The following is a 22,081-nucleotide window of genomic DNA, read 5'->3' as shown; positions in this document are numbered from 1 at the left end:
CCTGCAGCCCCGCCAGCGAGGCCTACGCCATCACTTTGTCCGGGGTGATCGGCGTGCTGCGGATGCGCTTGCCGGTGGCGTGATGGATGGCATTGCAGATAGCGGCTGACACCCCAACCAGGCCGATCTCCCCCACTCCCTTCGCGCCAAGGCTGCTGACCACCCGGTCGTCTTCTTCCACGAACAGCACGTCCACGTCATGGATGTCGGCGTTCACCGAGACGTGGTACTGCGCCAGATCGTGATTCATGAAGCGGCCGAAGCGGTGGTCGGATTCGGTGTGCTCGTGCAGTGCCGCGCCGATGCCCCACACCACCCCGCCGATGATCTGGCTGCGGGCGGTGGTCGGATTGAGGATGCGGCCGGCAGCAATGGCGCTGACCACGCGCATCACCCGCACCGTGCCGAGTTCCTCGTCCACCCGCACCTCCACGAACACGGCGCTGTGCGTGGCGCGGGTATAGCGGCGTTGCTTCAACACATTGGGCAGCAGCAGGTACTTGGCTTCGATGCTGGCCTTGCCGGCGTCGGCCAGCAGCGTGGTCAGCGCGATGGCGCTTGCCGGATCATCGCGCAGCGCCAACGTGCCGTTGGCAAATACCACGTCATCCAGCCCGGCACGGTTGAACGCCGAATATTGCGTGCCGGCAGCGAGCGCGAGCAGCTGCCGGCGCAGCTTGGCGCAGGCCCCGTCCACGGCCGAGCCCACCGTGCTGACATGCGAAGAGCCGCCCTCGATCGGGGCCACCGGCAGCGTGGAATCGCCCAGCTGGAAGGTGACCTGTTCCAGCGGCAGGCCCAGGGCCTCGGCGGCAATCATGCTCATCACGGTATAGGTGCCGGTGCCGATGTCGGTGGCGGCGCTGCTGACCACCAGCCGGCCATCGGCGTGCAGCTCGGCATGGGCGCGCGCGAACATCTGCATCGCATCCCACTGGCCGGTGGCCATGCCCCAACCCACCCATTCGTTGCCTTCGCGGCGGGCCCGCGGCAGCGGCGCGCGCTCGGCCCAGCCAAAGCGCTCTGCGCCGCAGCGGTAGCACTCGCGCAGGGCTTTGGTGGAAAACGGCTTGCCATCTGCGGGATTGGTCTCGGCGTAGTTCTTCAGCCGCAAGGCCAGCGGGTCGATGCCGATCTCGTTGGCCAGCTCGTCCATCGCCACTTCCAGCACATGCATGCCGTGCGACGCGCCCGGGGCGCGCATGTCGATCGGCGTGTACTGGTCCAGGTCGACGACCTTGTAGCCCACGTGCACGTTGTCACACGCATACAGCTGGCCGCTCCAGTTGACCACGACCTCCACGTAATCCTCGATCCGCGACGTCTCGGCCACCGCCTCGTGCCAGATGGAGCGCAGGGTGCCATCGGCATCGGCGGCGAGCTTCACCCGCTGCACGGTCTCCGGACGGTGGCCGAAAGTGAACATCTGCTGGCGGGTCAGAACCACCCGCACCGAGCGCTCCAGCGCCAGCGCGCCCATCACTGCCAACGGGAGCTGGTACTGCGGGCGAAGCCCGGAACCGAAAGCGCCGCCCACGTAGGCGTTGCGCACCGTCACTTTGCGCTTGGGCAGGCCGAACGCATGCGAGACATACCAGCGGCTGTTCTGCGAGCCCTGGGTCTTGTCGTGGATGGTCAGGTGGCCATCATCGCCGCGGATCACCGTGCTGGCGAACAGCTCCATCGGGTTGTGGTGTTCCACGCCGCTGTAGAAGTCGGCCGAGATACGGTGCGCGGCCTGTGCGAAGGCCTGGTCCGGATCGCCTTTGTCTTTGGGCGGTGCGGAGAATCCAGCTTTCATCTTGCGCGGCTCGCGTGCCCGTTCGACGGAGGCGACCAGGTTGGTTTCATGCGCCTCGGTCTCATAGCGAACCTCCACCAGTCCCGCCGCATGACGGGCCGCTTCGAAGGTCTCGGCCAGGACCAGCGCCACCGGCTGGCCGCTGTAGCGGACCTGCGCGTCGTACAACGGCCGGAACGGCGACCCCGCGGGGGCCGTCATGTCCTTGTAGAAGATGCCGGCACCGCGCATGTGCGGACGATTCAGATGGGTCAACACCTTCAGCACGCCCGGCACGGCCAGCGCAGCGTCCAGGTCAAATCCAAGGATGCGCCCCTTGGCGATGCCGCTGTTGACCACCACGCCGTACACCAGGTCCGTCGCGGGCCACTCTGCGGCGTAGCGCGCCTGCCCGGTCACCTTGGCCCGGCCATCGATGCGTGGCGTTCCGGTGCCGGTCGGGACGTGGCCGGTTCCCGGCTCGGCCACGGGAACCTGCGGTTGCTTGGGGTAGGCGCTCATGCGGCATGCTCCGGTTGGCCGCGGCGTCCGCCACGATTGTCGATGGTGCCCTCGGTGGCAGCCTGCAGGGCGCGCACCACGGCGCGGCGTGCAAGTGGGATCTTGAAGGCGTTCTGACCCTGCGACTGCGCGCCCTCCAGCAGCCGCTCGGCCGCTGAATCGAAGGCCGCAGCACCCGGCAAGCTGCCGATCAGCAGCTGTTCGGCCTCGGTGCTGCGCCACGGCTTGTGCGCCACGCTGCCCAAGGCCAGGCGCGCATCGACGATGCGTCCGTCAGGCCCGATCTCCAGCGCAGCGGCCACAGACACCAGCGCGAACGCATAGGACAGGCGCTCGCGGATCTTCAGGTAGGCACTATGCGCGGCAAACCGTCCGGCCGGTGGCAGGGTCAGGTGGGTGATCAGCTCGTCCGCCGCCAGCGTGCTGTCCTGCTCGGGTTGGTCACCCGGCAGGCGGTGGAACGCACCGAACGGGATCGCGCGGGTGCCGCGCAGGCTGGCCACATGCACCGTGGCCTCCAGCGCCGCGAGCGCGACGCACATATCAGACGGGTGCGTGGCGATGCAGTGCTCGCTGGCGCCAAGGATCGCGTGGTACTTGGTCAGCCCACCCACCGCCGAACAGCCAGTGCCCGGCTCGCGCTTGTTGCAGGGCGTGGCACGGTCGTAGAAGTAGGTGCAGCGCGTGCGCTGCAGCAGGTTGCCGCCGTTGCTGGCCATGTTGCGGATCTGTGGCGATGCCGCCGCCAGGATCGCCGCCGAGAGCAGCGGATACTCGCGTTCCACCAGCGGGTGGTACGCCGTATCGGCATTGCGGGCAGTGGCGCCGAGCTGCAGGCCGCCCTCTTCGGTGCCGGTGATGGTGTCCAGCGCCAGCGCATTGATGTCCAGCAGTCCGCTGGGCTGCATCAGCTGCAGCTTCATCAGGTCGAGCAGGTTGGTGCCGCCGGCGATCGGCTGGATGGGGCGCGCGGAGGCACTGGCAAGCTGCTGCAAGGCGTGCTGCAGCGACGCGGCGCGTTCGTAGGTCGCGGGAATCATGCCGGCACCGTGCCGGGCGTCCAGTGCGCGGGGGATGCCCCGGGCGTGGCAGCTGGGCCCTGGGATTCTTCCAGCACCGCCATCACCGCGTCGGTGATCTGCGGGTAGGCCCCGCAACGGCAGATGTTGCCACTCATCAGTTCGCGCACCTGGTCACGGGTGCAGGCCTGGCCTTCATTGATCAGCCCCTGCGCCGAACACAGCTGGCCGGGCGTGCAGTAGCCACACTGCAGGGCGTCCTTGGCGATGAATGCCTGTTGCAGCGGATGCAGCTCATCCCCGTTCGCCAGGCCTTCGACCGTTGTGATCTCCGCACCATCCTGCATGACCGCCAGGGTCAGGCAACTGTTGATGCGGCGCCCCTCCACCAGGACCGTACAGGCGCCGCACTGGCCGTGATCGCACCCTTTCTTGGTGCCGGTCAGCTGCAGGCGGTCGCGCAGCAAATCCAGCAGGCTGACCGTGGATTCGACTTCCAGGGTATGCGGCTCGCCGTTGATGGTCAGGCGCAGCGGATACAGGGGAGCGGCGCGCGTGGTAGCGGGGGGCGGCGGCGTGGCCGCGCGGGGTGCAGGGAAATCGCTCATGGCAGGTCCGGCTAGGGCGTCTGCCGACAACCCTGCGCTTCGGCTCGTCTATTCCGGGTGCACGTGGCATGTGCTGCGTGCGAAGTCGTCGCTGGCGGGTATTTTGCGCGCCCCTCACGTGGCAGCGTCCGCCACTGAACGCGGGCAAGCCTAACGTCCGAGCTCACACAGTCACGAAACGATGCGTCATCAGGATCAATCATGACAAACACAGGTGCGTTCCAGATCCTGTCCTTCGATATGGTCCGGATACCAGAGATGGAAGAGGAAGTCGTGGATTCCATTACCGCCCGCTGCCGGCGATGCGGGCACGTGACCACGGTCAATGACGGTGCCGTTCATCACCTTTCCGGTGGGCTGGTCATGCAGTGTGGACAGTGCAGCAACCGCCAGGCGCTTTCCAACGCCGGGTTGGCGCCTGCCCACACGGACCTGCGGTCGGTCTAGCTCGGTCAACTCACTCCGGGGCTGGAACCAGCCAAGAACGGGCGAGCGCGAGGGGGTCCTGGCCCTTTTCCACCAGGACGTCCGGCGTCAGCCGGTCCGGCACGAGCTGGCCGGTACGGTCGAGGAAGTTGCTCTGCGTCAGCATCAATGCGCTGCCATCGGGCAGCGGCACCCGCCCGTTTCCCGTGGCGAGACCGGCCGTAGGCTGCCCGAAGAACCGGGTTCCAGGCCGGGCTCTGAACGCCGTGGCGACGGCTTCCCCCGAACTTGCCGTGCTTCGGCTGATGAGGACGGCCACTGGCGTCGTGGTCATGTCCGCCGTGCAGCCGCCCACCGCCCTGGCCTTCCACGGGCTGACCTTCCCGTCCGCATCACGAAACGCGCCGATGTTTCCTTCTCCCAGCAATGGCAGCAGGCCACTGACCATCGGCCACATGTTTCCGCCGCTGTTCACGCGCAGGTCCACGATCACGCCCTGCAATCCCTCGCTGGCCATGTCCTCAAGCCTGCGACAGACGCTGGCAGAAAACTGGCGGGTGGCTTCGGGATCGGTGCCGCTCAGGCCCGGCATCCGCAGATAGCCCACGTTGTCCGACACGCTTGCCTGCACCGGTTGGCTGGGATTGGCGCTTGTCCGAAGCGCTTCCATCCCGCTCCGGGTCAGGTGCCCGCTGTGCCGGTCGGCCAGGCTGGAGAGCGCGATGCGGATCCGCGGGTGCGCCTCCTGCGCGGGGAGGTCCTTCAGATCTTCAGTGAGCAACCGGGCGCGCTCGGCTTTCCAGTCCACCCGGGACCGGTTGAGGGCCTTGGTCTCAATCTGTGAGATGGCGGCATCCAGCACGTCGTAGGCGGACACATCGCTACGGGCTGGAACCGCGGCCTGCAGCCTCAGCGACGCTGCTTTGATGCGCCCGACACCGGTCATGGTGACGCCCAACCTCAGGTGGGTCGCGGTGCGTGGGACGTACAGCCGCACCTCACGCGACTGCGCGCGATGCTGCAGGTTCACGGGTGTGTGTCGGGTGCTGTCGAAGGCAACGGGCTGGCGGGCCTCATCGGCACGTATCCACAGCGCGGCGGTGCCAGCGCCCTCTTCCACTTCAAGGACTCCCGAAAGGGCCACGTCCTGGCCGCGGTACGGTGCGGCGTCCAGCGAGGCGATCGAACCGAAGAACGCTTCCTTGCCTTCCTGGTCCGATGAAAGGATCAGTCGTGAACCCCCAGGCGCCAGTACATCGCCCGAGCCGCTCACCTTCGATACGTCACTGGTGCCCCGCCATGTGGTTTCCGCGTGGGCTGTCGGGTGCAGCAGGATCAGGGCAAGAGAGACAAGTGACGCACGCACCATGGCTTCAAACATCCTTGTCGGGGTCAATGACATCGTAGCTTCAACACCGGTGTGCATCCAGATTGAGGTTTCAACGCTCCGATTTGTCGCGCAGAGCACGCGCTTGCGATGGCCTCTCCATATGGCCCGATTGCCGCATGCCAGAGATGCCGCACCGCGAATTGACAGTCCTGAAATGCGGTGATATCAAGCCATTTCAGAGCAAGGAAGTCACGCCCGCATTCGCTATTGCATGAGGGAAAAGGATGTCCGACGAGTTGTTCCGCGCAGAAGTGCTGCAGGCCAGGCAGGACGAAAGACTTGGTAAGGTTGGCCTGCGGGCGCCTCGTATGGGCTGGATATTTTTTGCCATTGGCATCGCTTCGACGATAGCCATTGTTTGTCTTTTGATTACGGGCCGATAGACTCGGCACGAGCGTGTGCAAGGGGTGCTCGTTCCCTCCGATGGGTTGATTGCTGTGAGCCCTTTCGGGCCTGGCGTTGTTGGCAAATTGCTTGTGCGCGAAGGGGACGTTGTCGCAAGCGGGCAACCGCTTATAGAGGTTTCGACCGCGCAGGACAGTGTTGCCCTTGGAGAGACGCAGACACTCGTCGCCGAGCAACTGCGCTTCAAACAGAAGGGCCTGCACGCGGATCTTGCGCTACATCGTGATATTGGCGCATTGCAGCGTGACGAGATGCAGGCGCGCCTCCTCAATCTACGCGTCCGTTCAGAAGAGAAGGCTCGGCAGGCGTATCTGCAGAAGCAGCGAGCTGACAGTGCCGATGAGCTGTATCAAGAGTGGCGGCGCGTAGAGAGCACGGGCATTGTCAGCAGATACCAAGTGCTGCAGCAGAGGGATACCGCCTTGCAGCATCGCTCGAACCAGATCGACCTTGAGGCGCAGCAGCGATTACTTGAGCAGCAGATTGGCGAAGCGACATCGGCGCTCGCGCAATTAGAGCCCACGTTGCAGAGCCGCGAGAACCAGACACGCCGGCAGGTTGCAGACGTAGAGCAGTCGCTGGCGTAAAACGCGGCCCGGACAGCGGTCGTGCTTCGCGCTCGAGTGGCCGGCACAGTCACAAGCATCCTGATCAAGCCCGGGCAGGCGTTGACCACAGGCCAGACTGCGCTCAGCTTGTCACCACAGGAATCGCCTCTAGTAGCCGAACTATGGGTGCCATCCAGCGCAATAGGTTTCGTGAATGTGGGAAAGCCTGTAACCCTTCGCTATGAGGCCTATCCCTTCCAGAAGTTTGGTCAGCAACGGGGACGCGTTCTATCAGTGTCGCGCAGTGCAGCCTCGCCCGGAGCACAGTCCCACCTGCTGGGTACCACGGTAAGTGCGCCGCGATATCGTGTCGAGGTCGCGCTGGACCAGCAAGTGATGCCTGTTTACGGTAACAACGAGGCGCTGAAGCCCGGGATGGCACTGGAGGCGGACATAAGCCTGGAGAGTCGGCGGCTGATTGAGTGGGTGTTCGACCCGTTCTATAGATTGGCGATCAATCGCAGCGCCGTAAGCGCCTCAGCCGCGAAAGCGAGGTGATCATGTCGTCGTTTTCGAATTGGGTCCTCGCGCCCCGTTTGCAGATGATCCATCAGGCTGAAGCAGCGGAATGCGGCCTGGCCTGTCTGGCGATGGTGGCCAATTTCCATGGCCATGATTTCGATCTATCCAGCCTGCGACGACGATTTGATTCGTCTCTCAAGGGTATGCACTTGGCGGATCTGATGCAGATCGCGGACGAGCTTGGGCTGGAGTCTCGGCCCATCAAAGTGAACATGGAGGACGTCGCCGAAGCCAACCTGCCCTGTATCCTGCACTGGGACATGACGCATTTCGTTGTCTTGAAACGCACAAGTCCTCAGAGCTTTGAGGTGCATGATCCCGCCAAGGCTGTCCGCCGCTTGAGCTTGGCGGAGGCGGGCCGTCATTTCACGGGAGTCCTTCTTGAATTGACTCCACGTGCCAACTTCGCCCCGATCAAAGAACGTCGCTCGATCAGTCTGCGACGCCTGGCAGGTGACATCAAGGGCATGCCGGGCTTGGTCGTGCAGTTGCTCGGCTTAGCGCTTGCCATCGAGGTGCTCGCGCTGACACTACCGTTTCAGGTTCAGTGGGTCATTGATCACGTGATCCTTTCCACCGATCGAAGCCTGTTGATTCTAATGGCGGTCGGTTTCTCGCTGATCCTGCTCATCTCAGCGGCGCTGCAATTCGTGCGCGCCTGGATCATCAGCTGGTTAGGCGCTGCGCTGAACACTGAATGGATAACCAACCTTTTCAGTCATCTGCTAAGGCTGCCGCTGTCCTTCTTCCAGAAACGACACATGGGCGATGTGCTCTCCCGTTTCTCGTCCGTCCACGCCATTCAGAACACACTGACAGGGAGCTTCATAGAGGCCGTCCTTGATGGCCTGATGGGCTTGTTAGCGCTCGTGATCATCTGTCTATACAGCCTGAAACTCGCACTTCTTGTCGTTGTTGCGGTAGCTCTTTACGTCTTTGCGCGGTGTGCGCTTCACCGGCGCCTTTGGCACCTCAACGAGGAACAGTTGGTCTACTGGGCACGTCAGCAGAGCGAGTTGATGGAGTCGGTGCGCGGCATTCAAGCCATCAAGCTCGGCAACAAGTAGGGGCTGCGTCGCGCTCGGCTTGCCAGCGCGACGATGGAGGCCAACAAGCGCGCAATGCAGGTGCAGCGATACACCCTTGGCTTCGGCGTCATGGGGAGCACGGTCTCGGGTCTTCAGCGCGTTTCGATTGTTGCGCTTGGGGCGCACTTGGTGATGTCAGGCGAGTTCTCCGCGGGCATGCTGGTCGCGTTTGTGGCTTATGCGGATCAGTTCGCGCAAAAGGCAGGAGCCCTGATAGATAAAATTGTCGAGTTTCGCATGCTTAGCCTGCACGCAGAGCGCATTGCAGATGTCGCGCTGGCCGAGCCTGAGCAGAATGTCGTAAGCACCAACAGTGGCCGGAAGCTTAACGCACGAATTCGACTGAACAACATCGGCTTCCGATACTCCCAGTCCGAGCCTTGGATTATTCGTAAGGTCACACTGGAGGTCAACGATGGCGAATCCGTCGCGATCATTGGCCCCAGTGGATTCGGTAAAAGCACCCTCGCGCGGTTGATGGTGGGCTTGCTGGAACCGACCGAGGGGTGCGTTGAGATCGACGGCGTAGACATACGCTCCTTTGGTCTTGCTGGTTATCGGGAGCTGCTCGGCGTGGTGATGCAGGATGATTCCCTGTTCGCGGGGACTATCGCGGACAATATTTCATTCTTTGATGCTGCTGCGCGTATCGAGCCTATTGTCGAGGCAGCTTCCATGGCCGGCATCCATCGAGATGTTTCCGCTCTACCCATGGGCTATGAGTCGTTGGTTGGTGATATGGGTGCCGCGTTGTCAGGCGGCCAGCAGCAGCGCCTCTTACTCGCGCGCGCATTCTACAAAAAGCCAAAGATACTCATACTCGATGAGGCCACCAGTCATCTCGACACTGATACCGAGCATGTAATCAATCGCCACGTTGGCAGCCTGAAGGCGACGCGAATCATCTTCGCGCATCGTAAGGAGACCATCGCCAGTGCGGATCGCGTGGTGGACCTGACCTCGTTCGTGCGAACGGAGTCCTTCGATCAAGACGTCGGTCCCTCTCCACAGCATGACGAAGGAGCCCAAAGCCTTGCCTGATAATAGAGAAGGGCCTCGCCGCCCGCTCACGCGCCCAATTAGCCCGGCAACAATACTTATTCACACGGTCGACGGTGATTTTCATGCGGCAGTTGCGGGCCATGCGCTTCGTGAGCGCGGGAATCAGGTAATGGAGTGGCGGGGCGACCGTGTGCCAGCCGGCAACAGTTGCACCCTGAAGTTCTCGGCAGGTGGGCTGGAAGGGGCGCTGCATACGGCAGATGGCTGCATATCCTCAAGCGACGTAGACGTAGTGTGGTACAGACGTAGACGCATTCTTTCCGCGCCACCCTACATCGACCCTCTGGATGCAGAATTCGCAACGGAAGAGTTGCGTATGTCGGAGCGCTCTCATCCCGAGGCATTTTCGAGGGAATTTTGGGTAAATCCGCATGCGTCATCGCTCCTCTGCGAATCAAAGGCGCGGCAACTGCGCTATGCACAGGAAATCGGGATTGATATTCCTCGTACGCTGATCAGTAATGATCCAGGAGACATCCGCCAGTTCCTTGCCGAAGGCTCGGCATGCATCTACAAGCCACTTGGGGGCTTCGTATGGGACGAGGAAGGGGTTGTTCGCAAGACCTACACCGCTGCAGTGACCAGTTCGGACCTGCCTTCTGATCGGATCCTTCGCGCTACGCCTGGCGTGTTCCAGCAGAAGATTGAGAAGTCGTACGAAGTCCGAGCCCAGTTCTTCGGGCACAGTTGCTTTGCTGTACGGATAGAGTCGTCCACGTTGGAGGGCGGTGATATCGATTGGCGCTTGGATCAACGCTCCATCAAGCGCTGCGAGCCAGCAGAGCTCCCCATGGAAGTGCAAGCTTCCTGTATAGCTCTGATGGCTCGTCTTGGAATCGTCAGCGGAGGCTTCGATTTCATTGTCACTCCGGATGATGATTGGTGCTTCATGGAGGTGAATGAAGCTGGCCAGTTTTTCTTCATTGAATCCTGGTGTCCGGATCTACCTGTACTCGATGCCTTCTGCCAGTTCCTGGAATGTGGGCGCAAAGATTTTACCTATGCTCCAGTTGCAAACCCGCTAACCCTGAAAGACATCACAGTTTCTGCGTACGAGCATGGGTTAATCTCAAAATGAAGAATAATTCGCTCGCGGTAATGTGAGCGTACGGAGCGAATGGATGCCGCTTCCTGCGGACCATCGCAGTCGCAGCAAGCGCTGCGTGCGAAATGCGGCAAGTGCCGCCTATAACTAAGGATGACTTTATGTTCAAGAAGACTGATGTTGAGGGTGTGGAAGCATCCGAGGGTCGTGTGCTCGGACGTATTCTCTCTCGTGAAGAGGTGTTGCGCGTAAGCGGCGGTGGTGCGAACGGCACCAGTCAGCCTACGGACTCGTGGGCTGACAATGGCACGTGCACACCGAAGAGCGATCCGCCGACGACGCATCCCATTCTCGGCTGATCATCCTGCCGGTACTCCATGCCGGTAAGTGAGTCTGGCGACAGGGGTTGCCCTGTCGCCAGACATACCTGATTGTGTGAGGTTGTTGATGCTACGGAGTTACCTCCCGCTGCTTACTTTACTCGTATGTGGATCGGCCACGGCCAGCCCCGCTGACGCTTCACGCAGCGATGCCTATATCGAATTCCTGTGGAGCAAGACGCCTGACGGCGCCCTCGCCAGGCAGGAGACGCGTTCATTCGCGCTCGATCGACGCTTTGATCATCAGGTTTGCGTTGCAATCCTGAATGCGTCCATCGTGGTCAGGAGCATTCAGTTGCGCGCGGTGGGGCCTGACGGGCAGCAGATCACAAGTACAACGTATCGTGACGTTGACGGCACGAAGAGGTGTTTCTCAGCTTTCCTACCGGCCACTGCGCCGACAGGCAAGTGGACCTACGAGGTCCGGCTCAACGAAAAAGACCAGGTGGTTGTTGCCCAATCGATAGATGTCTTTGAAACGGTGGATGCGTTGATCGCACGCACGGCGCCCGGGATGCCTTATGTTCTTGGCCGCCCGAATTACGACTCATCGATGCCACCGGATACATTCAGTGGAGAAATTACTTGGGTCATGCACGTCGAGCGGGACGGGACGGTTAGCGATGTCGATATTGAAAGCGCCGAAGGAGTCGGCGTAATAATGAAGCCAAAGGCCCTTGCCGCAGGTCGGATATCTCTGTTTCCCCCGGACGCAACTCGTAGTGACGGTGCCACCTTCCGTCGGCATCTGTCCTTCCGGCCTGACCACTGATTCTGGCACGTCGATACAGGCACGCTAGCGTTCTCGCCAGCCACGGGGTGCGGCGTCAATCTGCAGCTTCATGAAGGGCGGGTTGGCATGCTAATCTGAACGGTTGCATCCACCCCTCGTGCCACGCCATGACCTCCACGTCCCATTCCCGCGCAGCCACCCAGGCCGGAACCGCCTTCCGCACGCTGGGACCGCTGCTGGCGGTCATGCTGTTCTTCCTCGGCAGCGGGTTCCTGGCCGGCAAGAACATCCACACCATCCGCGAGGGCAGCGCGCTGGTACTTCGCTCGCAGGAGACGATGACCGCGCTGGCCGACGTGCTTTCGGCCGTGCAGGACGCCGAGACCGGCCAGCGCGGGTATCTGCTGACCGGCGACGACAATTACCTTGAACCGTATCGGGCCGCCCTCGGTGTTGCCAGCACGCGGTTGGACACGGTGAAAGAGGCCTTGGCCGATGACCCGGCGCAGCGTGACCGGCTGAAGCTGCTGGCGCGCAGGGTTCAGGACAAGCTGGACGAACTGCATGAAACCATCGAAGTGCGCCGCACCCAGGGACTCGAGCCCACCTTGGCTGTGGTCGCCTCCAACCGCGGCAAGGCGGCGATGGATGACATCCGGGCCCGGCTGGCGACCATGGGCGCGATCGAGCTGGACAAGCGCGCCGGGCGGCTTGAGGAGATGGAATCGGCCTACAGCGCGGCGCTGAGCTCCGGCGCCGCCAGTGCCGTGCTGGGTATCGTGCTGACGATCTTCATCGCGATCCTGCTGCGCCGCCACACCCGGGCGCGCGAACGCGATGCCTGGCTGCAGCGGGGCCGGCTGGAGCTGGCCACCGCCACCGGCGGCGACCTCGACAGCGGCGCGCTGGCCCGTGCCAGCCTGGGCTTCCTGACCCGCTTTACCGGCGCGCAGGCCGGCATGTTGTTCGAGCCCGCAGCCAGCGGATTCCGGCAGATCGGGGCGGTGGGTGCAGCCGCCGAAGCGGACGGCACCCACACGCTTCGTGCCAGCGGCAGCCTGCTTGGACGGGCGGTGGATGAGAAGCGCGTGCTGGTCATCTCGGATGTCCCGCCGGGCTACTTCACGGTGGCCTCCGGTCTCGGGCAGGCCCTGCCCCGCCATCTGGTGATCGCCCCCAGCATCCACGAAGGCGAGGTCAGCGGGATCATCGAGCTGGGCTTCTTCGGCGCGGTACCGGCCGAGGTCGTCGAACTGCTCGAGCTCGCCTCGGCGGACATGGCGGTGGCGCTGCGCTCGGCCGCCTACCGGGCCAGGTTGTCCGAACTGCTGGCCAAGACCCAGCGGCAGACCGAAGCCCTGCAGGTGCAGAGCGAGGAGCTGAAGGTTTCCAACGAAGAGCTGGAGGAACAGAGCCGGGCGCTGCGCGGTTCCCAGCACGAACTGGAGGAGCAGCAGGCCGAACTGGAACAGACCAACAGCCAGCTGTTCGACCAGTCGCAGCAACTCGAAGAAGAGCGCGACAAGCTGGCACGCGCCAACGCCGCCATCCTGGCCGAAGCGCACAAAGTGCAGCGCGCCAGCCAGTACAAGTCCGAGTTCCTGGCCAACATGTCGCACGAGCTGCGCACGCCGCTCAATTCCGCCCTCATCCTGTCCAAGCTGCTGGGCGATAACCGCGACGGCAACCTGAGTGCCGAACAGGTGAAGTTCGCGCGGACGATCCACTCCTCCGGCACCGACCTGCTGAACCTCATCAACGAGATCCTGGATCTTTCCAAGATCGAGGCCGGGCATATCGAGGTGCATGCCGAGCGCTTCGGCGTGGAGAAGCTGCTGTCGGGCATTGCCGCCCTGCTCGGCCCTGTCGCCAGCGAGAAGGGTCTGTCGTTGGACGTACTGATGATGGCCGACTGCCCGCCGGTGATCGAATCCGATCGCCAGCGCATCGAACAGATCCTGAAGAACCTGCTGTCGAACGCGTTGAAGTTCACTGAACAGGGCGGCGTGACCGTCTCCGCTTCGGCCGGTGGCGAAGGCGAGGTCGTGTTCACCGTGACCGACACCGGCATCGGCATCGCGCCCGAACAGCAGGTACGTATATTCGAGGCATTCCAGCAGGCCGACGGATCGATCAGCCGCCGCTACGGCGGAACCGGGCTGGGGCTCTCCATTTCCCAGGAGCTGGCCCGCCTGCTCGGCGGCGACATCACCGTGGACAGCGAACCCGGCAAGGGCAGCCGTTTCCGGCTGGTGGTCGCGACCCGGCTCGCGATCCCCGGGCGCCCTGCGGTTTCCGTGGCGATGGCCCCGCTGGAACCGGCTGCGACCGGCTTCGCGGCGCCCACCGCCATCGCTGTGCAGGACGTGCGCCCGGCAACCAGTACGGGCGGCAACGGACGCGGCCTGATCCTGATCGTCGAGGACGACGCCGCGTTCGGGCAGATCATCGGCGACCTGGCGTCCGAGATGGGCTTCCGCTACCGGATCGCACAGAGCGCGGGCGAGGCCTTGGCCGCTGCGCGTGCAGAGCTGCCACACGCCATCGTGCTGGATGTCGGCCTGCCCGACCAGTCAGGCCTGTCGGTGCTGGATGTATTGAAGCGTGACATGCACACGCGGCACATTCCCATCCATGTGGTTTCGGCGATGGATCATTCGCGCAAAGCACTGGCGCTGGGCGCGGTCGGCTTCCTCGGCAAGCCTGCAACCCGCGAGGCCCTTGCAGAGGTGCTGCTCTCGTTGGAGCGCCGGCTTTCGCTGCGTCCGCGCCTGGTGCTGGTGGTTGAAGATGACGCCGTGCAACTGGACGCCGTGCGCGAGCTGCTGGCCCTGGCCGACGTCGAAACGATCGGCGCGCGTTCTGCGGCGGAGTGCCTCCAGGCGCTGGCCGAACACAGCTTCGACTGCATGGTGCTGGACCTGACGCTGTCCGATGCCTCGGGATTCGAGCTGCTGGAGATGCTGAGCGCGCAGAGCGTGGATGCCCTGCCCCCGATCATCGTCTATACCGGGCGGGTGTTGTCAGCCGCCGAAGAGGTGCGGCTGCGCCGCTATTCCAGTTCCATCATCATCAAGGGCGCGCGCTCCCCGGAGCGCCTGCTCGATGAAGTCACCCTGTTCCTGCACAAGGTGGTGAGCGAGCTGCCGGAATCCAAGCAGGGCATGATCCGCACCGCGCAGCACCGGGACACCGCGCTGGAAGGGCGTCGCGTGCTGGTCGTGGAGGATGATGTGCGCAACATCTACGCGCTGATGAACGTGCTTGAGCCACACGGCTGCAAGGTGACCATCGCGCGCAATGGCCAGGACGCCATTGATGCGTTGACCGCCGCGGTCAGCGGGCCCGCGCCGATTGAACTGGTGCTGATGGACATCATGATGCCGGTCAAGGATGGCCTGACCGCCACCCGTGAAATCCGGCAGGACCGGCGCTTCGACACGTTGCCGATCATCGCGCTGACCGCCAAGGCGATGCCCGATGACCAGCAGCAGTGCATCCAGGCCGGCGCGAACGATTACGTCGCCAAGCCGCTGGACGTGGACAAGCTGGTGTCGCTGATCCGGGTCTGGCTGACCGCCTGACGAGGTAGCGCCGAGCCACGCTCGGCGAGCGCGAAGCGCGGCGTGGATCAGACATCACACCGCCAGAACGGAACGCCGGCCGACGCCGGCGCAGTCCCGTAGCGCCGAGCCACGCTCGGCGAGCGCGAAGCGCGGCCACGGGTGCACCTGTATAGGGCTACCTCGCCTCACCCTCACTTCATCGCGTGCGCTGGCTAACACCGGCCAGCGTAGCGTCGCGCCCATCAGTTCGCCGAATGATGCCCACTACCGGGCCGGCAGGTGCTGCCGCAGACGCGGCTCGCCCACCTACGCAGCACGACCCGTGGCTGCCAATCAGGAGTACCGCTCCATGTTCATGCATAACAAGCGCCTCTTGTACACCGTGCACGTCGAGCAACCCGACCCCATCCTGGCCTCGTTGCTGCTTGAGCAGTTCGGTGGCCCGCAGGGCGAACTTGCTGCCGCGATGCGCTACTTCACCCAGGCGCTGGGCGAAGAGGATGCCGGTCGCAAGGACCTGCTGCTGGACGTGGCGACCGAAGAGCTGAGCCACCTGGAGATCATCGGCTCGATCATCGCAATGCTCAACAAGGGCACCAAGGGCGAGCTGTCCGAAGGCATGATCGAAGCGATCGAGATGCGCGGCTTGACCCAGAACAGCACCAGCCACACGCAGTCGATCCTGTACGGGGGTGGGCCCGCCCTGGTCAACTCCAGCGGGGTCCCGTGGACGGCCGCCTACGTCGACTCCATCGGCGATCCCACCGCCGACCTGCGTTCCAACATCGCCGCCGAATCACGCGCCAAGCTGGTTTACGAGCGGCTGATCAATGTCACCGACGATCCGGGCATCAAGGACGCGTTGCGCTTCCTGATGACGCGCGAGATCGCGCACCAGCAGTCCTTCGAGAAGGCGCTGTATGCCATTTCGCCGAACTTCCCTCCGGGCAAGCTGCCGGGTGATCCGGAATACACCGATCTCTACATGGACATGTCGCAGGGCGATGGCGATGTCGAAGGACCCTGGAACAGCGGGGAAGCGTGGACGGTCGTCTCCTCGCGCGAGGAGCAGTACGCGCTCGATGGCGGCGACGGTGAGGCAACGGTCGATGGCCTGACCGCGTCGCAGGAAGAGGCGCTGGACGCCATGGCCACGCGGACCGCGTCCGACCCGCTTGCCGATCCCCTGACGGGCGCCGAGCTCGGCACTGCGCCCACCGTGGAAGACGGTCCGCCACGCCCGATGCTGGGCTGAGCGGTGAAGTGGATCGGTGGCTTCGAAGGCGCCGACCACGTCAACGGCAGCGGCACGGCCTTGTCGATGGCCGTCGATAGTGGCCATCTGGCCAGGCTGGACACGGATTACCGCCGCCTCAGGCGGATGGGCTTCAGTGCGGTGCGTGAAAGCCTGGGCTGGCGCACGTGCGAGCAAGGCGATGGTTTCAATTTCCAAAGCCTGCATGCGCGCATGCAGGCAGCGGAGCGCGCTGGGTTGCAGATACGCTGGACGCTGATGCACTACGGGGTTCCCGCTGATCTGGACCTCCTGGACGGCAACGAGACGGCATTCGTGGAGCGCTTCGCGGCCTTCTGCGAGGCCACGGCGACCGCGCTCGCGGACTACGCCAGTCCCTCGCCTCGGCTGATCAACCCGATCAACGAAATCTCGTTCCTGTCTTGGGCGGCGACCCATACCGGGCTCATCCATCCGCATGCAGGCGACCGTGCCGAAGAGGCAGGCCGGCTCAAGTCGCTGCTGATCCGCGCCGCACTGGCCGGCTGCAGTGCCTTCAGGCGGGTGGATCCAGCTGCGCGGATGCTGTGGGTCGAGCCGTTGATCCATGTCGTCGCGCCGCTGGCGAGCCCCGCCTTGCGGCAGCAGGCCGAACGCCTGCACGCGGGACAGTTCGAAGTGCTGGATGCGCTGATGGGCCGCGTGCAGCCATCGCTGGGTGGCGCGCCCGGCTACGTTGACCTGATCGGGGTGAACTACTACCACGGCAATCAATGGGAAGCCGGTAGCCAGCGCCCCTTGGACTGGCACCGCGCTGATCCACAGCGCGTCCCGTTTTCCCGCCTGCTGGTCAAGCTGCAGCAACGGTATGGGGTGCCCATCACGCTGAGTGAGACCAGCCACGTGGGTAGTGGTCGGGCCGCATGGCTGAGTGACATCGCCCAGCAGGTGCGTTACGCCGCCGATGCAGGCGCAAGCCTCGAAGGCATCTGTCTCTACCCGGTGGTGGATCGCCCGGATTGGGAATCTCCGCTGCACTGGCATCAAAGCGGGCTTTGGGATGTTCAACCGAACCTTGCATTGAAGCCGCTCTCGCTCGTCCGCGATTACGCACGCGCCTACCTCCAGGCCCGTACGTCCCTTGCGCACCACATCCCCCTCCAACCTGGAAGAAATGGCATGCAGCAGCTCCTGGTCTTCTCGCACCTTCGCTGGGATTTCGTGTACCAGCGCCCGCAGCACGTGCTGTCGCGCCTTGGCCAGCGCTGGCCCATCGTGTTCTTCGAAGAGCCGGTGCATGACCCCGACCGCGAGGCCTGGCTTGAAGTGCTGCAGCCGTGCATCGGCGTGACGGTGCTGCGGCCGCATAGCCCGCTGGCTGATCCGGGTTTCGCCGATGCGCAGTTCCCGGTGTTGGATGCACTGCTGCACGCGTGGCTGGCCGAGCACGGTGAGTCGGAGATGGCCGTCTGGCTGTATACGCCCATGGCGCTTCCTCTGCTCCAGTCACTGCAGCCGGTCGCCATCATCTATGACTGCATGGATCAGCTGGGGGCGTTCAAGGATGCCCCCGAGCGCCTGATGGACAGGGAACGTACCTTGCTGGACATCGCCGGCGTTGTATTCACCGGCGGCCCTTCCCTGTACGACGCCAAGCAACCGCACAACCCCAACGTGGTCTGCTTCCCGAGCAGCGTGGATGTGGCGCACTTTGCCCAGGCCCGCCGCGAGCGCGACCCCGCCGCCAGGGCCGCCGCACCCCGCTTGGGCTTCTTCGGCGTGCTGGATGAGCGGCTGGACCTGCCGCTGCTGGACGCCCTGGCCAAGGCGCACCCGGGCTGGGAGATCGACCTGGTGGGGCCGGTGGTGAAGATCGACCCGCAGAGCCTGCCGCGCGCCGCGAACCTGCACTACCTGGGGCAGCGCGGCTATGACGAGCTGCCAGCGCTCATCGCCGGCTGGGATGTCTGCCTGCTGCCCTTCGCGTTGAACGCATCCACCGCCTACATCAGCCCCACCAAGACGCTGGAGTACATGGCGGCGCGCAAGCCCGTGGTCAGTACCGCGGTGCGCGACGTGATCCGGCTTTACGCCGACGGCGTGCAGGTCGCGGTGAGCAGCGAGGACTTCATCGCCGCCTGCGACGCGGCGCTGGGTGAACGGGAAACCACGCGCCGCAACCGGATCGTCGACCAGGATCGGCTGACCTCCGCGACGTCGTGGGACCAGACCGCCGACGCCATGGCCGAGTGCATCTTCGATACGGTAAAAGCGGGGCTTAGCCCCCGCGCCGCGCTTTATCTCGCCGGCGGCCAGGTGGTTCGCATCGAAGAGGCGCCGGTGGCGTGCCTGATCCTGGGCGCTGGCCCCACCGGGCTGTCTGCCGCTTACCACTACGGCGCGGGCAGTGTGCTGGTCGAAAAGGAACAGACCGTGGGTGGCTGGTGCCGCTCGCTGGACGATCAGGGTTTCCGCTTCGACCATGCCGGCCACATCATGTTCTCCAACGATGCCACGGTGCTGCGGCTTTACCAGACTCTGCTCGGCGATAACCTGCATTGGCAGAACCGGGAGGCATGGGTCTACAGCAAGGGCGTGCACACCCGTTATCCGTTCCAGGGGGCGTTGTACGGCCTGCCTCCCGCAGTGCTGAAGGAATGCCTGGTCGGCGCGATCGAAGCCCGGTTCGGCCCGATCACGGTGACCGGAACACCCGCTGGCCCGCCAGCCGCCAACGCCGCGGCGCGCGCCGAGCCTGTCCCGAAACGTGCAGCGCCTGCTGATTGCTGTGCCGATGGCACGGTCATGGCAGACATCACCGAAGGCGATCCGAAAGATGCGGCCAGCGGGGTCAACGTCGCGTCCATCGCGCGCTCCGGGCCGCCGGCAAACTTCGAAGAGTTCATCTACCAGGTCTGGGGCGCCGGTGTGGCCAGGCACTTTGCCGTGCCTTACAACACCAAGTTGTGGACGGTCCCGCTGCATGAGATGGAAACGTCCTGGCTGGGCGGACGGGTGCCCTTGCCGGACCTGCAGGAGATGATCGAGGGTGCGCTGGAGCCGGTGGCCGCCCCGGTCGGCCCCAACGCCCGCTTCGGGTATCCCCTGAAAGGTGGCTTCCAGGCGCTGATGGATGGTTTTCTTCCGTTGCTGGAAGGAAAACTTTCCTTGGGCAGGCGGGTCAGCGCAGTGTCCGTGCGCCGCCGTGAGGTCAGCTTTGCCGACGGCCAGCGCATGCGCTGGCAGCACCTGGTGAGTACCCTCCCCTTGCCCGAGTTCATCGCGCTGATGGGTGACGAAGCGCCGGAGCGGGTGCGGCTGGCAGCGGGCGGCCTGCGCCACGTATCGGTGCGCTGCGTGAATCTCGGCGTTGGCCGGGCAGACCTGACCGACAAGCACTGGATCTACTATCCGGAGGACACCATCTTCCATCGCATCTTCGTGCAGGGGAATGCGAGTCCGCACAATAATCCGCCCGGTGGCTTCGGGCTGACCTGCGAGATCACCTACTCGCCGACCAAGCCGCTTCCGCTGGACGGTGATGCCCTGATAGCGCGCTGCATCCGCGAATGTGTCGAGGTCGGCATGCTGCGCGCCGACGATCCGATCCTGACGACATCCATCGTGGACATGCCCTACGCCTATGTCCTTTATGACCATGCGCGTGCCGCGAACGTGGACACCATCCGCAGTTGGCTGCTCACCCATGACATCGAGCTGGCCGGGCGCTACAGCGAATGGGAGTACTACAATTCGGACCACGCCTTCCTGGCCGGCCGACGCGCTGCGGGCAACGTGCAGGCTTCACTGACAAAGCGCAGGGCCGGCGCCACATGAGTACACGCGCGCCACCAAGGCAGGTCGACGCGGGCGCAATTCGGTAGCGCCGAGCCACGCTCGGCGAGCGCGAAGCGCGACCACTGTCAGCCCACCGGCGCAACCAGGTCCTGCGCCAGCGCACGCGACGCCACCAGGTACCGGCAGTACTTGCCGATGAAGATCCCGGTGAATCCACCGGACAACAGCAGATAGGCGGCACGGAAGCCGCTGTCCGCCACCAGTGCCGGCGACATCGCCAGCGCCGCTTCAAAGCCGTACTTCACTACGAACGTCACCAACAACAGCGGCAGCAGGCTGTAGTCCGCACCGCGCCACAGCTTCCCGGTGGATGGCTCAACACGCAGTTGCACCCGCCGCAACAGGATCCAGCCGATGCCCGCACCGGCGGCAATTCCCACCATCCACAGTGCCCAGGCTTCCCACGATGCGGGATACCGGACGTTGATCGACCACACACCCCACACCGTGAACAGGGCCGGCACGATCGCCAGTTTCGACAGCAAGGTTTCACCCGGTTTCATCGCCATGACGCCGCGCATGACCAGGAAAGCCAGAACCACCCAGACCCAGATCGGGGTATGCGAAACGAAGAGCTGCAGCATCTGCACGGGACGTCCTTGAAGTGATGGGATGCGAGCCAGGAACTCCCGGCTACGGCATGACAATCATGGCGGGAAACCGGCGCGGAACAAGTGACAGCTGTCACCTGCCGTGGGCAGTTGAACCTTTGCCGGCGGACCTTCGCATCGGTAGCGCCGAGCCACGCTCGGCGAGCGCGAAGCGCGGCCCGGGTCAGGCATCGCAGCGCCGGACCGCAACCGTTGGATCAGATCCAGCCCTGGTCCAGCAGTTCGCGCTTGATGTAGGCATAGAACACCGGCGCGGCGACCAGGCCGGCAAGCCCGAAGGCGGCTTCCATCAGCAGCATCGCCAGCAGCAGTTCCCAGGCCCGCGCACGGATCTCGCCACCGACGATGCGCGCGTTGAGGAAGTACTCCAGTTTGTGGATGACGATCAGGTACAGCAGCGCGCCCATGGCAACGTAGAACGACACGGAAAGCGCCACGATGGTGATGATCGTGTTGGAGATGACATTGCCCACCACCGGCAGCAGCCCGGCCACGAAGGTGATCAGCACCAGGGTCTTGGCCAACGGCAGCTGGACCCCCATCACGGGCAGCACCACCAGCAGGAAGATGCCGGTGAACAGGGTGTTCAGCAGTGAGATCTTGACCTGGGCGAACACCACCTGGCGGAACGAGGTGGCCAGCCGGCTGATGCGGCCGACCAGCTCCTGCGCAAGCGGGCCCATGCGCGGCAGCGGCATTTCATCGTAAAGCGCGACCATCGCGCCCAGCACCATGCCGATCAATACCCGCACGCCGACCTGCACCACCGAAGTACCCGCCACGCCCAGCTGGCGCTGGTGTTCGGCGGCCCATTCGTTGAGCGCGGTGCGCAGCGCTTCCAGGTCCTCCGGGATATAGGCACGCAGCAGTGCCGGAACCTGGTGGCGCGAGCTGTTGAGGATGTCCATCAGGTGCGCCAGCAGCGCGTCCGGTCCCCCGGTCTGGTTGCGGAAGACGGCCGCCAGGCCGACACCGGCCAGGCTCAAGGCGCCGATGATGAGCACCGCGAGCACGATCACCGAAAACGCCCTGGCACGACCGGGAGGCAGCCTGCCCTCCACCAGTCCGGCGAGCAGATGGGTCAGGTGAAAGACCAGCAGCCCCGACAGCAGTGTCACCACCAGCCCCAGCCGCAGCGCCAGCCACATGCCGAGCAGCATCAGCAACCACGCGGCCACGCGGAATGCAGGGGGGCGCGACGCGGGCGCAGTGAGTTCGTGCATG

General features: G+C 64.1%; 18 protein-coding genes. 11 read left to right on the top strand and 7 right to left on the bottom strand.

Features of this window, described 5'->3' with window-relative positions; genetic code table 11:
- Positions 1-22 precede the first annotated feature (22 nt).
- From RTX79_RS03050 to RTX79_RS03030, 5 genes are all read right to left on the bottom strand, one after another.
- Positions 23-2,302 carry a xanthine dehydrogenase family protein molybdopterin-binding subunit gene (locus RTX79_RS03050; RefSeq protein WP_312681731.1) on the bottom strand — a complete coding sequence of 760 codons (2,280 nt, stop codon included), beginning with the start codon at positions 2,300-2,302 and terminating at the stop codon, positions 23-25.
- Positions 2,299-3,366, bottom strand: coding sequence for an FAD binding domain-containing protein (locus RTX79_RS03045; protein WP_312682198.1), 1,068 nt, complete (start codon positions 3,364-3,366; stop codon positions 2,299-2,301). The genes RTX79_RS03050 and RTX79_RS03045 overlap by 4 nt, the downstream gene beginning before the upstream one ends.
- Entirely contained in the window at positions 3,339-3,929 is a 591-nt protein-coding gene (locus RTX79_RS03040) for a (2Fe-2S)-binding protein (protein WP_312681728.1), read from the bottom strand. The genes RTX79_RS03045 and RTX79_RS03040 overlap by 28 nt, the downstream gene beginning before the upstream one ends.
- A 195-nt stretch (positions 3,930-4,124) precedes the next feature.
- A complete protein-coding gene (locus RTX79_RS03035; RefSeq protein WP_312681726.1) occupies positions 4,125-4,271 on the bottom strand; it encodes a hypothetical protein in 147 nt (48 codons plus the stop codon).
- Between the two features lie 115 nt (positions 4,272-4,386).
- A complete protein-coding gene (locus RTX79_RS03030; protein ID WP_312681724.1) occupies positions 4,387-5,736 on the bottom strand; it encodes a S41 family peptidase in 1,350 nt (449 codons plus the stop codon).
- Positions 5,737-5,969: 233 nt separating this feature from the next.
- Between RTX79_RS03030 and RTX79_RS03025 the strand changes: the two genes are divergently transcribed.
- The 11 genes from RTX79_RS03025 (at position 5,970) to RTX79_RS02980 (ending at position 20,225) form a co-directional block, all read left to right on the top strand.
- Positions 5,970-6,128, top strand: coding sequence for a hypothetical protein (locus RTX79_RS03025; RefSeq protein ID WP_312681722.1), 159 nt, complete (start codon positions 5,970-5,972; stop codon positions 6,126-6,128).
- 24 nt (positions 6,129-6,152) lie between these two features.
- Complete coding sequence (locus RTX79_RS03020) at positions 6,153-6,737, top strand: hypothetical protein (RefSeq protein WP_312681721.1); 585 nt, start codon at positions 6,153-6,155, stop codon at positions 6,735-6,737.
- 21 nt (positions 6,738-6,758) lie between these two features.
- Entirely contained in the window at positions 6,759-7,256 is a 498-nt protein-coding gene (locus RTX79_RS18265; protein ID WP_428695934.1) for an HlyD family secretion protein, read from the top strand.
- Between the two features lie 2 nt (positions 7,257-7,258).
- Positions 7,259-8,347, top strand: a complete 1,089-nt coding sequence (locus tag RTX79_RS03015; RefSeq protein ID WP_312681720.1) for a cysteine peptidase family C39 domain-containing protein — start codon at positions 7,259-7,261, stop codon at positions 8,345-8,347.
- Positions 8,348-8,380: 33 nt separating this feature from the next.
- Complete coding sequence (locus tag RTX79_RS03010) at positions 8,381-9,409, top strand: peptidase domain-containing ABC transporter (RefSeq protein WP_312681718.1); 1,029 nt, start codon at positions 8,381-8,383, stop codon at positions 9,407-9,409.
- Positions 9,402-10,508, top strand: a complete 1,107-nt coding sequence (locus RTX79_RS03005; protein WP_312681716.1) for an MvdC/MvdD family ATP grasp protein — start codon at positions 9,402-9,404, stop codon at positions 10,506-10,508. The genes RTX79_RS03010 and RTX79_RS03005 overlap by 8 nt, the downstream gene beginning before the upstream one ends.
- A gap of 128 nt (positions 10,509-10,636) precedes the next feature.
- Positions 10,637-10,834 (top strand): hypothetical protein, encoded by a 198-nt coding sequence (locus tag RTX79_RS03000; RefSeq protein WP_312681714.1) that lies wholly within the window; start codon positions 10,637-10,639, stop codon positions 10,832-10,834.
- An 88-nt stretch (positions 10,835-10,922) separates the two neighbouring features.
- Entirely contained in the window at positions 10,923-11,627 is a 705-nt protein-coding gene (locus RTX79_RS02995; protein WP_312681712.1) for a hypothetical protein, read from the top strand.
- Positions 11,628-11,755: 128 nt separating this feature from the next.
- On the top strand, positions 11,756-15,172 hold the full coding sequence (locus RTX79_RS02990) for a response regulator (RefSeq protein ID WP_312681710.1): 3,417 nt from the start codon (positions 11,756-11,758) through the stop codon (positions 15,170-15,172).
- Between the two features lie 331 nt (positions 15,173-15,503).
- The gene (locus RTX79_RS02985) at positions 15,504-16,409 is read left to right on the top strand and encodes a manganese catalase family protein (protein WP_312681708.1); all 906 of its coding nucleotides are present in this window, start codon (positions 15,504-15,506) and stop codon (positions 16,407-16,409) included.
- 3 nt (positions 16,410-16,412) lie between these two features.
- Positions 16,413-20,225 carry an NAD(P)-binding protein gene (locus RTX79_RS02980; protein ID WP_312681706.1) on the top strand — a complete coding sequence of 1,271 codons (3,813 nt, stop codon included), beginning with the start codon at positions 16,413-16,415 and terminating at the stop codon, positions 20,223-20,225.
- 86 nt (positions 20,226-20,311) lie between these two features.
- Here RTX79_RS02980 and RTX79_RS02975 read toward each other — a convergent pair whose 3' ends face one another.
- A complete protein-coding gene (locus RTX79_RS02975; RefSeq protein WP_312681704.1) occupies positions 20,312-20,830 on the bottom strand; it encodes a DUF6622 family protein in 519 nt (172 codons plus the stop codon).
- Positions 20,831-21,054: 224 nt separating this feature from the next.
- Positions 21,055-22,080 carry an AI-2E family transporter gene (locus RTX79_RS02970; RefSeq protein ID WP_312682196.1) on the bottom strand — a complete coding sequence of 342 codons (1,026 nt, stop codon included), beginning with the start codon at positions 22,078-22,080 and terminating at the stop codon, positions 21,055-21,057.
- Between the last annotated feature and the right edge of the window lies 1 nt (position 22,081).

The sequence above is a fragment of the Stenotrophomonas chelatiphaga genome (genome assembly GCF_032054965.1).
Lineage (GTDB): Bacteria > Pseudomonadota > Gammaproteobacteria > Xanthomonadales > Xanthomonadaceae > Stenotrophomonas > Stenotrophomonas chelatiphaga.
This window is presented reverse-complemented; position numbering and strand designations above follow the sequence as displayed.